General features: G+C 59.3%; 13 protein-coding genes. 8 read left to right on the top strand and 5 right to left on the bottom strand.

Annotated features, from left to right (window positions below; genetic code table 11):
- Positions 1-11: 11 nt before the first annotated feature.
- Positions 12-965 carry a carbohydrate ABC transporter permease gene (locus AB4Z52_RS03180; RefSeq protein WP_442216430.1) on the bottom strand — a complete coding sequence of 318 codons (954 nt, stop codon included), beginning with the start codon at positions 963-965 and terminating at the stop codon, positions 12-14.
- A 259-nt stretch (positions 966-1,224) separates the two neighbouring features.
- Positions 1,225-2,484, bottom strand: a complete 1,260-nt coding sequence (locus tag AB4Z52_RS03175; RefSeq protein ID WP_442216429.1) for an ABC transporter substrate-binding protein — start codon at positions 2,482-2,484, stop codon at positions 1,225-1,227.
- 543 nt (positions 2,485-3,027) lie between these two features.
- Here AB4Z52_RS03175 and AB4Z52_RS03170 point away from each other — a divergent pair.
- The gene (locus tag AB4Z52_RS03170) at positions 3,028-3,912 is read left to right on the top strand and encodes a BadF/BadG/BcrA/BcrD ATPase family protein (RefSeq protein ID WP_442216428.1); all 885 of its coding nucleotides are present in this window, start codon (positions 3,028-3,030) and stop codon (positions 3,910-3,912) included.
- Positions 3,909-4,673 (top strand): GntR family transcriptional regulator, encoded by a 765-nt coding sequence (locus AB4Z52_RS03165; RefSeq protein ID WP_442216427.1) that lies wholly within the window; start codon positions 3,909-3,911, stop codon positions 4,671-4,673. The genes AB4Z52_RS03170 and AB4Z52_RS03165 overlap by 4 nt, the downstream gene beginning before the upstream one ends.
- Before the next feature lie 111 nt (positions 4,674-4,784).
- Here AB4Z52_RS03165 and metH read toward each other — a convergent pair whose 3' ends face one another.
- Positions 4,785-8,561, bottom strand: coding sequence for a methionine synthase (metH, locus tag AB4Z52_RS03160; protein WP_442216426.1), 3,777 nt, complete (start codon positions 8,559-8,561; stop codon positions 4,785-4,787).
- Between the two features lie 314 nt (positions 8,562-8,875).
- On the opposite strand from metH, the gene AB4Z52_RS03155 reads away from it, so the two are divergent.
- Entirely contained in the window at positions 8,876-10,126 is a 1,251-nt protein-coding gene (locus AB4Z52_RS03155) for an AGE family epimerase/isomerase (RefSeq protein ID WP_442216425.1), read from the top strand.
- 3 nt (positions 10,127-10,129) lie between these two features.
- Here AB4Z52_RS03155 and AB4Z52_RS03150 read toward each other — a convergent pair whose 3' ends face one another.
- Positions 10,130-10,624: a heme-degrading domain-containing protein gene (locus AB4Z52_RS03150; protein WP_442216424.1), complete on the bottom strand. Its 495-nt coding sequence runs from the start codon at positions 10,622-10,624 to the stop codon at positions 10,130-10,132.
- 237 nt (positions 10,625-10,861) lie between these two features.
- On the opposite strand from AB4Z52_RS03150, the gene AB4Z52_RS03145 reads away from it, so the two are divergent.
- The 4 genes from AB4Z52_RS03145 to AB4Z52_RS03130 all read left to right on the top strand — a co-directional run bounded on the left by AB4Z52_RS03145 (position 10,862) and on the right by AB4Z52_RS03130 (position 13,394).
- On the top strand, positions 10,862-11,827 hold the full coding sequence (locus AB4Z52_RS03145; protein ID WP_442216423.1) for a polysaccharide lyase: 966 nt from the start codon (positions 10,862-10,864) through the stop codon (positions 11,825-11,827).
- A gap of 91 nt (positions 11,828-11,918) precedes the next feature.
- Positions 11,919-12,215 (top strand): hypothetical protein, encoded by a 297-nt coding sequence (locus AB4Z52_RS03140; protein ID WP_442216422.1) that lies wholly within the window; start codon positions 11,919-11,921, stop codon positions 12,213-12,215.
- Positions 12,216-12,551: 336 nt separating this feature from the next.
- On the top strand, positions 12,552-12,758 hold the full coding sequence (locus AB4Z52_RS03135; RefSeq protein WP_442216421.1) for a hypothetical protein: 207 nt from the start codon (positions 12,552-12,554) through the stop codon (positions 12,756-12,758).
- Between the two features lie 297 nt (positions 12,759-13,055).
- The gene (locus AB4Z52_RS03130; protein WP_442216653.1) at positions 13,056-13,394 is read left to right on the top strand and encodes an ArsR/SmtB family transcription factor; all 339 of its coding nucleotides are present in this window, start codon (positions 13,056-13,058) and stop codon (positions 13,392-13,394) included.
- A 14-nt stretch (positions 13,395-13,408) separates the two neighbouring features.
- Here the strand turns inward: AB4Z52_RS03130 and AB4Z52_RS03125 are convergent, their stop codons facing one another.
- Entirely contained in the window at positions 13,409-13,798 is a 390-nt protein-coding gene (locus AB4Z52_RS03125; RefSeq protein ID WP_442216420.1) for a hypothetical protein, read from the bottom strand.
- A 145-nt stretch (positions 13,799-13,943) separates the two neighbouring features.
- Between AB4Z52_RS03125 and AB4Z52_RS03120 the strand changes: the two genes are divergently transcribed.
- Positions 13,944-14,192, top strand: a complete 249-nt coding sequence (locus AB4Z52_RS03120) for a hypothetical protein (RefSeq protein WP_442216419.1) — start codon at positions 13,944-13,946, stop codon at positions 14,190-14,192.
- The last annotated feature ends 39 nt before the right edge of the window (positions 14,193-14,231 follow it).

The following is a 14,231-nucleotide window of genomic DNA, read 5'->3' as shown; positions in this document are numbered from 1 at the left end:
GAAGCGCCTCCTCAGAACTGGTAGCGGCGGATGCGCCGCTGGACGACGAAGAGGTAGAACGAGACGCCGGCAAGGATGATGAGGAACATCACCGTCGCGATCGTCGCGCCCATCGAGCGGTCCCCGAGCTGCAACTGGAAGCCGAAGAAGGTTCGGTAGAGCAATGTCCCGAGAATGTCGGTCGATCCGTCAGGCCCGGCAAGCGCGCCCTGTACGGTGTAGACGAGGTCGAAGGCATTGAAATTGCCGACGAATGTCAGGATCGAGATGATGCCGATGGCCGGCAGCACCAGCGGCAGCTTGATCTTCCAGAATTGAGACCAGCCGGTGATGCCGTCGCATTCGGCAGCCTCGATCACCTCTTCCGGGATGTTGAGCAGCGCCGCGTAGATCAGCATCATCGGAATTCCGACATATTGCCAGACGGAAATCAGCGCCACCGCGATCAGCGCAGTGCCCGGTTTTCCGAGCCACGGCTCGAAGAACGATTTCAGACCGATCAGGTCCATCATTCCGGGTGCCACGCCCCAGATCGGCGACAGGATCAGTTTCCAGATGAAGCCGACGATGACGAAGGACAGCAGCGTCGGCAGGAACATCGCCGTGCGATAGAAGGCGACGAAGCGCAGCTTCGGCAGCGACAGCAGCGCTGCAAGCGCAACGCCGATCGGATTTTGCACGCACATGTGGATGGCGAAGAAGACAAGGTTGTTGCGCAGCGCATTCCAAAAATCATGCGCCCAGCGCGGATCGCCGAACAGCACCTTGAAATTCGCAAGCCCGACGAAGGCCAACTGCCCATCGACGAGATTGTACATCGACTGTCGCAGCGTCTCGATCAGCGGCAGGATCATCACCGCCGTATAGACCAGAAAGGCCGGAAAAAGGAAAACGAGGATATGCCAGCGCCTCGGGCGCTTGATTGGAACCGCATCAATGGCGGCAGCAGTGTCGACGTCGCTCATGGCTTCTGCCTGTTCTTATGTCCTGGCCATGAAGGCGCAGCGAGATGAATAAGGATGATCGCCCTGGTCCAAAGACCTCTCCCCGCCAAGCAGGGAGAGGAAAATTTAACGAGGTGATAGTCGCGATCCCCACCTCCCCCTTAAAGGGGGAGGTCGCAGCGAAGATGCGGGTAGGGGTGAGTTTTGTCTGAAACGGATCACCCCACCCCGGCCCTATGGGCCGACCCTCCCCTTCAAGGGGAGGGTGAAGCTTCTTTACTTACTTCGCAGGCTTGAACCAGCTGTCGAGGCCGGTCTGCAGCTTCTTGGCGGCAGCGTCAGGCGTATCCGTGCCGTTGATGACGTTGGCCGATTCGACCCAGGTCTCGTTCTCGAGGTTTGGCGTGCCGCGCGACAGGATCTGGTAGGTCGAGCGGACCGTCGACTTGCACTTGCCGCGCCAGGAAACAAATTCCTGAGCGAGCGGATCGGACATCTTTACAGGTGCCGAGTTCAGGCTGAAGAAGCCCGGCAGCGAGTTTGCGTAGATATCGGCAAACTCGGAAGACGCAACCCAGCTCAGGAACTTCTTGGCTTCCTCGGGATGAGCCGACTTGGTGTTCAGGCCAACGCCGATATCCGGATGGTCCGAGATGTAGCAGGTGTCGCCAGCCTTCTGAACCGGTGGCGGGAATGCTCCCATCTTAAACTGTGCCTGGCTGGTGAACAGCGCGATTTCCCACGAACCGGCCGGATAGATGGCGGCACGGCCGAGCGTGAACAGGTTTTGGCTGTCCGAATAGGTCTGTGCTTCGAAGCCGTCGCCGAGGTAAGGCTTCCACTTGGCAAGCTGCTTGTAGGGCTCGACCCAGGCAGCGTCGGTCAGCTTCTGTTTGCCGGCCATCAGGGCGTCGCGGCCCTCTTCACCCTTCCAGTAGTTCGGACCGATGTTCTGGTAGCCCATCGTCGCGGCTTCCCAGAGATCCTTCGTGCCCATGGCCATCGGGATGTAGGTGCCGTCGGCCTTGATCTTGTCGAGCGCGGCGTAGAACTCGTCCGTCGTGGTCGGGATCTTGATGCCGAGCTTGTCGAAGGCGTCCTTGTTGTAGATGAAGCCGTGGATGACCGAAGCCATCGGCACGCAGAAGGTCGACTTGCTATCGTCGGTGCTCCAGGCAGCCTTTGCGACCGGAGAGAAATTCGCCATGCCCGGAAGGGCCGTCAGGTCGGCGAGATGCTTCTTGTTGAAGAGGTCGAGCGAGGCATCGAACGGACGGCAGGTGATGATGTCGCCCGCCGAGCCTGCGTCGAGCTTGGCGTTCAGCGACGCGTTGTACTCGGTCGGAGCGGTTGGCGAGAAGGTGATCTTGATGCCCGGGTTCTTGGCTTCGAAGGCCGGGATGATCTTCTGCTGCCAGATCGCCAGGTCGTCGTTGCGCCAGCTTTCTACATTCAGGGTGACGTCCGCTGCACGCGCGAGGCCAGCCGAAGTCAAGAGGCTGGATGCGAGCAGCAGGGTTTTCAGAGCTTTATTTTTCATATTCCCTCTCCTGTTTTATGCGCTTGGAACAAGCGCTGATCTCTTCTGAAACAAGCGGTTGGTGTATGAAGAGACACCCAACGCCGATGAGGTCGCCATGACTGCCGACCCCGAATGCGCAAGGGCGCTTGCGGCCATGACGCCAAAGCCACCCGACTTGCCTGCTTTCCGCCGACGGTCCTGGCGAAACGCAATAAACTTAAACAAGGAAGAACGATGCCACGCTGCCGCCGTATGGATCCTGCGATCCGCACTTTGTCCGACACCGGCTGGTCCGCCATTTAGCGAGGTCCTCCGGCTATTTTATGCCGGTGTAGCCGTCGTCTGTTCGCACTGTTCCCTTGGCGAGAATTAAGTCCAAAAAAATACCAATTGTCCAGTCGAAATTAATTTATTTCGCCTATAAAAATTCACACAATAATTTTATTGTGTAAAATCAATATGTTAAAATTGCGAAAAAAGAACTGCATTGCCACTTGGTAAATGGTATTTTTTTGGTATGGTAATAAAAAACACGGGAACAGCCGACATCCGGAGGATCAGATGACACAGTTTGCGATCGGCATCGATGGCGGCGGAACAAGCTGCCGCGCTGCTGTGGCTGACGAAATGGGCAATGTGCTCGGCACCGGCAAGGCGGGCTCCGCCAATATCCTGTCGGATCCTGACGGGGCGCTTGCCAATATCGTCGCCTCGGCGCGCGATGCTTTCGTGAATGCGGGTCTGGATCTGGCCGCCTTTCACTCAAGTGCCGTCGTGCTCGGCGCAGCCGGCGCCAATGTCGGCCCCTACGGCGCGCGCATCCAAAAGGCCCTGCCCTTTGCGACATGTCAGGTGGTCACCGATTCGCTGATCGCGCTTCAAGGAGCACTTGGCCACTCCGATGGCGTCGTCGGCGCATTCGGTACGGGGTCGGTCTTTGGCGCACGTCGCAATGGCGAGGTGAAGGAGATAGGCGGCTGGGGCTTCATCGTCGGCGATCAGGCAAGCGGCGCCCGGCTTGGCCGCGATCTTCTCGAAATTGCGCTGCTTGCCCATGACGGCGTTTGCCGCGCGACGGGCATTACGGATATCGTCATGGAAGAATTCGGCCACGATCCGCAAAAGGTCGTCGAATTCGCCCATGCCGCAAAGCCCCGCGACTTTGCGCGCTATGCGCCGCTGATCTTCGAGCAAGCCCGAGGCGAGGATGCGGTTGCACTTCGGATCGTGCGCAAGGCGGCTGATGACATCAACCAAGGCCTTGACGCCGTGCTCTGGCCGGAATGCAGAGCCATCTGCCTGCTCGGGGGCCTTGCCGGTGCCTATCGGATTTGGCTCGGGCCGCAGCATCAGGCATTGCTCGTTGAGGCGAAGGCAGATGCATTGCACGGCGCGGTCTCCTTTGCAGTCGATCTTGCCGGAAACGGCGAAAGGCGGCGCGCATGACCGAGGACCTGACCCGCCTCTTTTCACCCGAGCGGATGCTTGCAAGCGGCACCGGCCCGCTTTACGTCAAACTGCGCCGGTCGCTGGAAGACGCGGTACGGGCGGGGGCGCTTAGGCAAGGCGACGCCCTGCCAGCCGAACGCGACATCGCCGAATATGCTTCCGTCAGTCGTGTCACCGTGCGCAAGGCGATCGACGATCTTGTCGCCGACGGTCTGCTGGTGCGACGCCATGGCTCCGGGACCTTCGTCTCCAGGCCCGTTTCCAAGGTCGAGCAGAGCCTGTCGCAGTTGACGTCCTTCACCGAGGACATGGCGCGGCGCGGCATCAAGGCGCGGTCCGAATGGCTCCATAAGGGTATCCACACCCCCTCGCCCGACGAAATGATGATACTCGGCCTTGCCGCCGACACCAAGGTTTCAAGGCTCAGCCGCTTGCGCATCGCCGAAGACCAGCCCTTGGCAATCGAACATGCAAGCGTCTCCGGTGAATTCCTGCCCGATCCCGCGACGGTGACCACATCGCTTTATGCCGAACTGGAGAGGCGGCAGGTGCGTCCGGTTCGCGCCGTCCAGCGGATTTCCGCGACCAACATGAAGGAGGCCGATGCCAGCCTGCTCGACGTCCCCGTCGGGGCCGCCGGCCTGTCGATTGAACGCATATCCTACCTCGCCTCCGGCCGCGCCGTCGAATTCACCCGCTCGCTCTATCGCGGCGACGCCTATGATTTTGTCGCGGAACTGACGATCGGGCCGAGTTGAATAGGTTGAAGCTTAAATATTATACGTATAGTACATATTCAATCGATAGGACGATCCGATGTCGCAGACCCTCTCAGCCGATCGTTCCAACCACCCGAAAAGACTCGCCGATTACGCCGCATCCTCAATTTTCGCTTCGCGCACTGTCGGCACATAGTTGAGCACCGGGCCGAGCCAGCGCTCGACCTGGTCGATCGCCATGCCCTTGCGCGCCGCATAATCCTGCACCTGGTCGCGTTCGACCTTGGCGACGCCGAAATAATAGCTGTCGGGATGGCCGATGTAGATGCCGGACACCGAAGAACCCGGCCACATCGCAAAGCTTTCCGTCAGCTTCACGCCCGTGGCAGCTTCCGCGTCGAGCAGCCGGAACAGCGTATCCTTTTCGGTATGGTCGGGCTGCGCCGGATAACCGGGCGCCGGCCGAATGCCGGCATAGGCCTCGTTCAGAAATTCCTCGGCAGTGAGGTCTTCGTCCTTGGCATAGCCCCAGAATTCGCGGCGCACTCGCTCGTGCATTCGCTCGGCAAATGCCTCTGCGAAGCGGTCGGCCAGCGCCTTGACGAGGATCGAGGAATAGTCGTCATTGGCACGCTCGAAGCGCTCGGCAATCGCGATCTCCTCGATGCCGGCCGTGACGACGAAGCCGCCGACATAGTCCTTGGCACCACTCTCCGTTGGCGCGACGAAGTCCGACAAGGCCACATTGGGCCGGCCGTCGCGCTTGGAAAGCTGCTGGCGGAGCGTGTAGAAGGTCGCAATTTCCGTCTCGCGCGCCTCGTGCGCGAAAAGCCTGATATCGTCGCCGACGCTGCCGGCCGGCCAGAAGCCGATGACGGCACGTGGGCGGAACCAGCTCTCGTCGATGATCTTCTTCAACATGGCCTGAGCATCGGCAAACAGTTGGCGAGCCGCCTCACCCTGCTTCTCATCCTCGAGGATCGCAGGATAGCGGCCCTTCAATTCCCAGGTCTGGAAGAACGGCGTCCAGTCGATGTATTTGGCAAGCTCGGCCAGATCGTAGTGCTCGAATACCTTTGTCCCGAGGAAAGACGGTGCCGTCGGCTTGTAAGAAGCCCAGTCGAGCTTCTCCGCATTCTCGCGGGCGCGGGCAAGCGGCAGGCGAACCTTCTCCAGCTCGTTGCGCGCATGGGCCGCGGCGACCTTGGCATATTCGGCCCGGACGGTATCGACATATCCTTGTTTGGCGTCCTCCGACAGCAGCGCGGAGACGACGCCGACCGCACGCGAGGCATCGTTCACATAGACCGTCTGGCCCTTTTCGTAGCGCGGATGAATCTTCACGGCCGTATGCACGCGGCTGGTCGTTGCGCCGCCGATCAGCAGCGGAATGTCGAAACCCTGCCGCTCCATTTCGGCAGCCACATGCACCATCTCGTCGAGCGACGGCGTGATCAGGCCTGACAGGCCGATGATGTCGACCTTCTCGCGGATGGCTGTCTCGAGGATCTTCGTTGCCGGCACCATGACGCCGAGGTCGATGATTTCGTAGTTGTTGCAGGCAAGCACGACGCCGACGATGTTCTTGCCGATGTCGTGAACGTCGCCCTTGACGGTCGCCATCAGCACCTTGCCGGCCGCCTGCCGCTCGCCGCTACCGCCATTGGCAAGCTTTTCGGCCTCCATATAGGGCAGCAACACGGCAACCGCCTGCTTCATCACCCGCGCCGATTTCACCACCTGCGGCAGGAACATCTTGCCGGTGCCGAACAGGTCGCCGACAACATTCATGCCGACCATTAGCGGCCCTTCGATGACATGCAGCGGCCGGACAGCGCCGAGACGCGCCTCCTCCGTATCGGCTTCGATATACTCTGTAATACCGTTGACCAGCGCGTGTTCCAGCCGCTTTTCGACCGACCAATCGCGCCAGGCAAGATCCTGCACTTTGGCCTCGCGCACGCCGGTGCCGCGATACCGCTCGGCGATCTCGAGCAGTCGTTCGGTGCCGTCGGCCCGGCGATTGAGCACGACATCCTCGCAGGCCTCGCGCAGTTCCGGATCGATGTTGTCATAGACGACCAGCTGTCCGGCATTGACGATGCCCATGTCCATCCCCGCCTGGATGGCGTGATAGAGGAACACCGAGTGCATCGCCTCGCGCACGGTCTCGTTGCCGCGGAATGAGAAGGAGAGGTTTGACACGCCGCCAGAGATATGAACGAGCGGCATCTGCTGGCGGATCGTCCGCGTCGCTTCGATGAAGTCGACACCGTAATTGTTGTGTTCCTCGATGCCGGTCGCCACCGCAAAGACGTTGGGGTCGAAAATGATATCCTCGGGCGAGATACCGGCTTCCTCGGTCAGAAGCTTGTAGGCGCGGGCGCAGATATCGACCTTGCGCTGGTAGGTGTCGGCCTGTCCGGTTTCGTCGAACGCCATGACAACGACGGCGGCACCGTAATTGTGCACGAGCCGCGCCTGGGCGAGGAATTTCTCCTCGCCTTCCTTCAGCGAGATCGAATTGACGATCGACTTGCCCTGGACGCATTTGAGGCCGGCTTCGATGATCGAGAACTTCGACGAATCGATCATGACAGGCACGCGCGCAATATCCGGTTCGGCAGCGATCAGGTTGAGGAACTCGACCATTGCCTTTTCCGAATCGATCAGCCCCTCGTCCATGTTGATGTCGATGATCTGAGCGCCGTTCGCGACCTGGTCGCGAGCAACGACGAGTGCTGCGTTATAATCGGCATTGGTGATCAGCTTGCGGAACTTGGCCGAACCCGTGACATTGGTACGCTCGCCGACGTTGACGAAGGGAATATCCCTGGTCAGCTCGAAGGGCTCGAGGCCCGACAATGACATGAACGGGCGGTGCTCGGGGATCTCGCGCGGCTTGTACTTGGAGACCGCCGCAGCGATCGCGGCGATATGCTCCGGCGTCGAACCGCAGCAGCCGCCAACGATATTGACGAGGCCTTCGGCTGCAAATCCCTCGATCTGCGCCGCCATCATATCGGGCGTCTCGTCATATTGCCCGAATTCGTTGGGCAGCCCGGCATTCGGATAGGCGCAAATGAAGGTGTCGGAGACGCCTGACAGTTCCTGCAGATGCGGACGCATGGCGTCGGCGCCGAGCGCACAGTTGAGCCCGATCGTGAAAGGATTGGAATGGCGCACCGCGTTCCAGAAGGCCGTCGGCGTCTGGCCGGAAAGCGTGCGGCCGGAAAGATCGGTGATGGTGCCTGAAATCATCACTGGCAGCCGCACGCCCTTTGCAAGAAAACGCTCCTCGCAGGCAAAGATCGCCGCCTTGGCATTCAGTGTATCGAAGATCGTCTCGATCAGGATGATGTCGGCACCGCCGTCGATCAGGCCGTCGATCTGTTCGCCATAGGCGATGCGCAGATCATCGAACGAGACGGCGCGATAGCCCGGATTGTTAACGTCAGGAGAGATGGATGCCGTGCGGTTTGTCGGGCCGATCGCACCGGCGACAAAACGGCGCTTTCCGTCCTCGCGCTCGGCACGGATGGCCGCTCGGCGAGCAACGAGCGCGCCGCCGCGGTTCAGATCGTAGACCGCCGCTTCCATCTCGTAGTCGGCCTGGGCGATGCGCGTCGAGGAAAACGTGTTGGTTTCGAGAATATCGGCGCCGGCCTTGGCGTAGCGATAGTGAATTTCTTCGATCGCGTCGGGCTGGCTGAGGATCAGAAGATCGTTGTTGCCCTGCTGATGGCAGGCGCAGCCGATGAAGCGCTCGCCGCGAAAATGATCCTCGTTGAAGCCGAGGCCCTGAATCTGCGTTCCCATGGCGCCGTCAAGCACCAGAATGCGCTCGCGCGCAGCCTGCTTCAATGCCTCGAAAATGTCGCTGCCGTCACGTTTCGCCGATGCGGGACCGAAAAGATCATCAAACACGAGCGTATTCCTTTGGCCTAATTGCGACTCTAGCTCCAGATCACATAAAGATATCTTTATGTCAATATATCTCTTTCCCTCTGAACTGTCAGGGATTGTTCCCATCGAACGCGGCCAGCGGTTTGTAACCACAGACGAGCGTTGCTCCGCTTGATCAGGCAAAAGGCAAGTGCCGCCCTTGCTGGCCATTGTGTCACATTCGACGACTTGGTGGCTTGATATCCGGAAATTTTGCCTCGAAGATAACCCTAACCTCCGTGACAGCCCAACCATAGGACGCTATAGGCGTAGGTCAAAGTCTCGGGAGGATGTATATGAACACGTTAGAAAAAACGCCTACGCTCGGTAACTGGAGCACCCGGGATTATCACCGTCGGTGGCTGCTGGATCAGGCGAACGGTCTCTTCGATTTCTTTCAATACCGCGCCGTCAATCCGAAGGGCGGCTTCTATGACATGGACGATGTGGGTCGTCCGCTCGATGCGGTCAACCCCGTGCGTGGCATCCATTCGACCGCCCGCATGGTGCATTGTTTTTCGATCGGCAGCCTGCTCGGCCGGCCAGGCTCGGAGCAAATCGTCGATCACGGCATGACCTATCTCTGGAACCAGCACCGGGACACGACCCATGGCGGATATGTCTGGTCTGTCAACAATGACGGTCCGGTCGATGCCAGCAAGCAAGGTTACGGACATGCCTTCGTCCTGCTCGCCGCCTCTTCCGCTAAGACGGTCGGTCATCCGCTTGCAGACGGCATGCTCGCCGATATCACCGAGATCCTCGACACGCGCTTCTGGGAAGCGACCCATGGCGCCATTGCCGAGGAGTTCAATCAGGATTGGTCACCGATCGGTGACTATCGTGGCCAAAATTCCAACATGCACCTGACCGAAGCCCTCATGGCAGCCTTTGAGGCGACCGGAGATCGGTCTTATCTCGAAAAGGCCGAAAGCATCGCCGATCTCGTGATCCGCCGTCAGGCAGGCAACGTCGGCTATCGTGTTCCCGAACATTTCAACGACAAATGGGAACTCGACAAGCATTACCGCGGCAATGAGATGTTTCGGCCGTCCGGCACCACCCCAGGCCACTGGCTGGAATGGGCGCGGCTGATCCTCCAGCTCTGGACACTCGGCGGCAAGCGCCACGAATGGATGCCGGACGCCGCCAAGGCGCTGTTCTCGCAATCGATGTCACTGGGCTGGGACAGCGACAAAGGCGGCTTCTTCTACACGCTGGACTGGCAGGATGTACCGGCCAAGCGCAACAAGCTGTGGTGGCCTGCCTGCGAGGCAGCAGGTGCTGCTCACTACCTCAACGAACTTGCGCCGAGCGATTTCCACGAGGAGAGCTACCGCAAGATCTGGGGTGCCATCGCCAGCGCATTCGTCGACCGCGAGAACGGCGGGTGGCATGAGGAACTGACGGAAGATCTCGTTCCTGCCCATACGCTGTTCTCCGGCAAGGGAGACATCTATCACGCGCTGCAGGCCTGCCTTATCCCGCTGTTCCCAGCGGCCGGCAGCCTGACCAAGGTCATAGCCGAGGCCGGCGGCAGGCTTTGATCGTCAGCGGTCCGACAGTGCGAGGTTGTGGAGCTCGTGGCCGAGCATCAGCGCCAGGGCTTCCACCACCAGATTGTGGTCGTCGCGCTGCGGCAGGCCTGAAACGGTGACGGCGCCGACGCAGCCTGTGCCATTGACATAAATGGGAAAGCTGCCGCCATGGGCTGCATACTCGGTGGCGGGCAGCCCGTCGGTTTCGATCGTCTTCCCCCGCTTTTCCAGCGAAAGACCGCTGGCGTAGCTACTGCGGAAGTAACGCAGCACCATGTTGCGCTTGCGACGGATCCAGTTGGCGTTGTCGGGCGTGGAGCCTGGCAGCGCGACGTAGAACACCGGCATGGAGTGGAACGTCACATCGATGGCGACGCCGAGATTGCGTTCGCCGGCAAGATCGTGAAGCAGCTTGCCCAGCACCCAGGCCGTGGAAAGGTCGAAAGCGTCGAAGCGCAGGGTCTCCTCCTGCAGTGCGATGCGGCTTAGATCATGTTCTAGCGTCATGGACGAATCCTCTCCCAGATAGCTTAAGACTTGGCCTATCAAACGCGCCGCGTCGCATTTGTCCACTCCGTCGCACGTGCATGACTGAGGAGCGCGCCTGTCAATCCGCCGGAATCCCGTTCAGCGCCAAGGCGATAGCGCCATTACCACAGCCTGAAGCCGATAGCCTCTTGCTCGCTGCCGCCGATCACGGCATTGATGACGCATCATTGATGCTGATCGGGGGAAATACAGTCTATGAGAGCGAAAATCGTCCTGCTTGCCATCCTCGCTGCGATCTCACGTGTCGCCTCCGCCCGCGCAGGCGACCCCGGACAGGAGGTGCTGCGGGACGGCTTCGACGGCAAAGATTTTTCCCCCAGCGGACGTCTCTATTATCGCGAGAACTACGAACAGAGCGCCGGCAGCTACGAGTTCCAATCAGAAGTGAGCCGCGACGGCGGCGGCGCACTGAAGCTCAGCGTCAAGCCTCTATGTACGACCACGAAGAAAGATTGCAGCGAGCGCGCCGAGGTCTGGGAGCGCACCAAGCATCGCGTTCCCTACACGCAGGGCGTCTGGTACGGCTTCGCCGTCAAATTCGCCGATCCCATCCCCTCCGGCGACCACCGCTATCTCATCGCCCAGTGGAAGCGCGAGATCGGTCCGGATGCGAAGGGTGATTTCAGTCCGTTCCTGGCGATCAGGCTGAACAACGGCAAGCTGTTTGCCACCGTCGAGACCAATTATGTCGCCCCGCCGACCGGATCGGCAAGCGGCGACCCGAAATCCTGCGGCGACACGCAGACGCCCGTCTGGTACCGGCCGGATACCAATCAGATGCGCGCGCTGATCGCCACCGACCCGACCTGGACGAAGGATGACGGTGGCGAATTCACAAGCTGCACCAACGCCATCACCGTGACCGATCACGGCAACAAGTTGCCGACACCCGACAGCGGCTGGATCGATTTTGCGATCTACACCAAGCCCGGGCCTGACGGCAGCGGCCGCATCGAAATCTTTGCCAACGATAAGTGGATCGTCACCGTCAAGGGACATATCGGCCACGCCGATGTCGGCCTCGGCAAGAACCAGTACTTTAAATTCGGCCCCTATCGCGACGCCGACACGACGAACTGGACGCTCTACTACGACGATTTCCGCCGCTCGCCCAACTGCGGCGACGTGCTCGGATCGACCGCGCTCTGCCCGGCGGAATGAGGCCGGTCGGCACTTACAATTCGTGATCGATATATTTGAACCTTTTTGGCCGCGGGGGGTTATAAGCAGTTAGCTAAGGAGGTGACCAAAAATGCTTACCACTAGCCGCGACTGCAAGCGCGACAGCGCCAGGAATGCCATCCCTTCCCTCGGCGAAATCGAAGGACGAATGGCAGTCCTCGAAGTCGTTGCTCAGGCAGCCTTGACCCACGCTCTCGCAGAGGGTGACGACAGCGTCGATAAATCGTTGATCGCCGAAATTCGAGAGGCCATGCACGATAAGTGCGGTGAAATGAAGCTCGACAGGACGGACGCAAGAGCTGCTGTATTTTACGCAGAAGAGCTGATCTGCGCAGCAATACAGGCGTCTCATATCGTTCGGCAATGATAGGACCGCGCGTCAAACTCATACTCGGAGCGATGATCGCCATGGCATTCGCTTTTGGCGTCCTCCTCTTTGTCGATCCAAACGGGCGCCGGGGCGCGCCCAGCGTAAACGCTGGCCTTCATCCGCCCGTCCAGACCCCCGTGCAATGAACCAGACCCCGTGCAATGAACCCGGCGCCGGGCGATGTGTCGATATGGGACGGCCGTTGTCCCATATTCGGGCGGCGTTAACGTCAGCATGTGAACGGCCTTGCAAACCTCTGAAATAAAATCAGTCTTGCCGACATTCGCTTCGTTCGAGCGAATCAGGCTCCACTCAGACGCAGAGGTATCGCTCATGTCCATGATGCTTAATTCATCCGTTCATTCCGACGATGTCGACGTTCTTGCCGGCGCCCTTTATGCGTGGTGCGCGGAGCGAAGCATCAGACTTCACAGCCAAGAAGGCCTGTCCATCGCAAGCAAGGCAATCGATCTATATAATGCCGGCCATCAAACGCAGGACCAGCTCCTCGGCGCCCTTCACGGCAACGAACTTCACTGAAGTCCCAACACCCGACAGCTGTTCAAGCCACGGGGTGTCTTCGAACGTAGAACCCTCAGCAAATCTTCCGTTTCGCCGAAATCGTGCTACTTCCCGTACGACAGTGTCGCATAGGCGTTTGTAGATTAGTAACCACTAATCCTAAGGAAACGAACGAAGAACACTTGCGGTCCAATCGGCGTTTGAAAAGCGCGGCACTCAGGGTTGATACTCCAATTGGGTAACAACCTTCTCATTAGTAAATTGACCGTTAGAGATCCGGCATATATCCTGCGCTGGATTTTAGATGGATGCGTTATGCATAGTTCTGTTGACCGAGATTCCCTTAAACGCAAGGCCGCTTTCTTGAACGCGATGGCGAACCCCCATCGTCTTGAGGTCCTTGACCTACTTTCAGACCGCGAACTTTCGGTAAACGCCTTGACGGAGCTCGTGGGGCTTAGCCAATCCGCGCTTTCCCAGCACCTGGCCAAATTGCGCGCGCTAAAGTTGGTAAAGACCCGCCGCGATGCTCAAACGATTTACTACTCGTTGAGTTTCGATGGGGTGGGCGTAATTCTCGAGACCCTGTCGCAGATTTTCGACGTCAATCGGACAAGCAGCCTGCCGGAACCCGCAGCCTCCTCCAATCGCTAGAAACCATTGTGTCGCTACCTTAGATGCCGTCCCCGACCCACGAGCACAGCGGCCACCAATCCGAACGGCACTTTTTGGATGACTTTTCCGAAAACGTAGCTGGCCAGAAAAGCCGCCGCGAGTTTCGCCCAAGGGTGTTTTCCAAGTTGCGCCCGAGCACTGGCATTGATCCATACCCCCTTTGTCGCAATCATGCCTCTCGTTCGCAAGGGGATCGCGGCCAATCGTTCCTTGAGAAGAGCGACTTCGTCCCGAAGGCGCTCGACTTCCAACCGGGCCTTGGATCTTGCTTCATCCAGCGGCGTCGAGGCTGGAATATCGTGGCGGGCGCTGCCAGACCGCTCCAGGTCAGGAGCAACCGAACTTCGAGACGCAACCCTCTGCGATCTGAATGCATCCGACATCGATGTCTCTCCTCGTGGCTGACAGGGAACGCCCTGCGCTTGCGGAAGTTCCGAACCGATCGGCCCTCACGGAGCCAGGCGACGCAGGTCATCCTAATTTCCACGTAATCTTGCGCTGCTATAACAGTCGCGAAGGAGACGTGTGATGATCAGATTTATCCGTCGGAATATGGCACTTGTGGTGGCGCCGGTTATGGCAGTGTTTGCTATATTTGCTTACGACATGTTGCACTTGCTCTCGAGAGATTACCCAAGGATCGTGCACAGCGTATATTTCGTTATTGCTGCAGTTGTTCTGTTTGGCCTTTTCTACGCGGTTATAAACTTTATTCGGATGTTGCCGGAAGATGAAGACCAGCCACAGGACCCCCGCGCCAGGGGCTCCCGCGACTAGCGTTGTCTGACATACTTTTGCCAAGCTTTGGCATGGCGC

Origin of the sequence: Rhizobium sp. 2YAF20 (assembly GCF_052114685.1) — a bacterium.
Taxonomy (GTDB): domain Bacteria; phylum Pseudomonadota; class Alphaproteobacteria; order Rhizobiales; family Rhizobiaceae; genus Rhizobium.
This window is presented reverse-complemented; position numbering and strand designations above follow the sequence as displayed.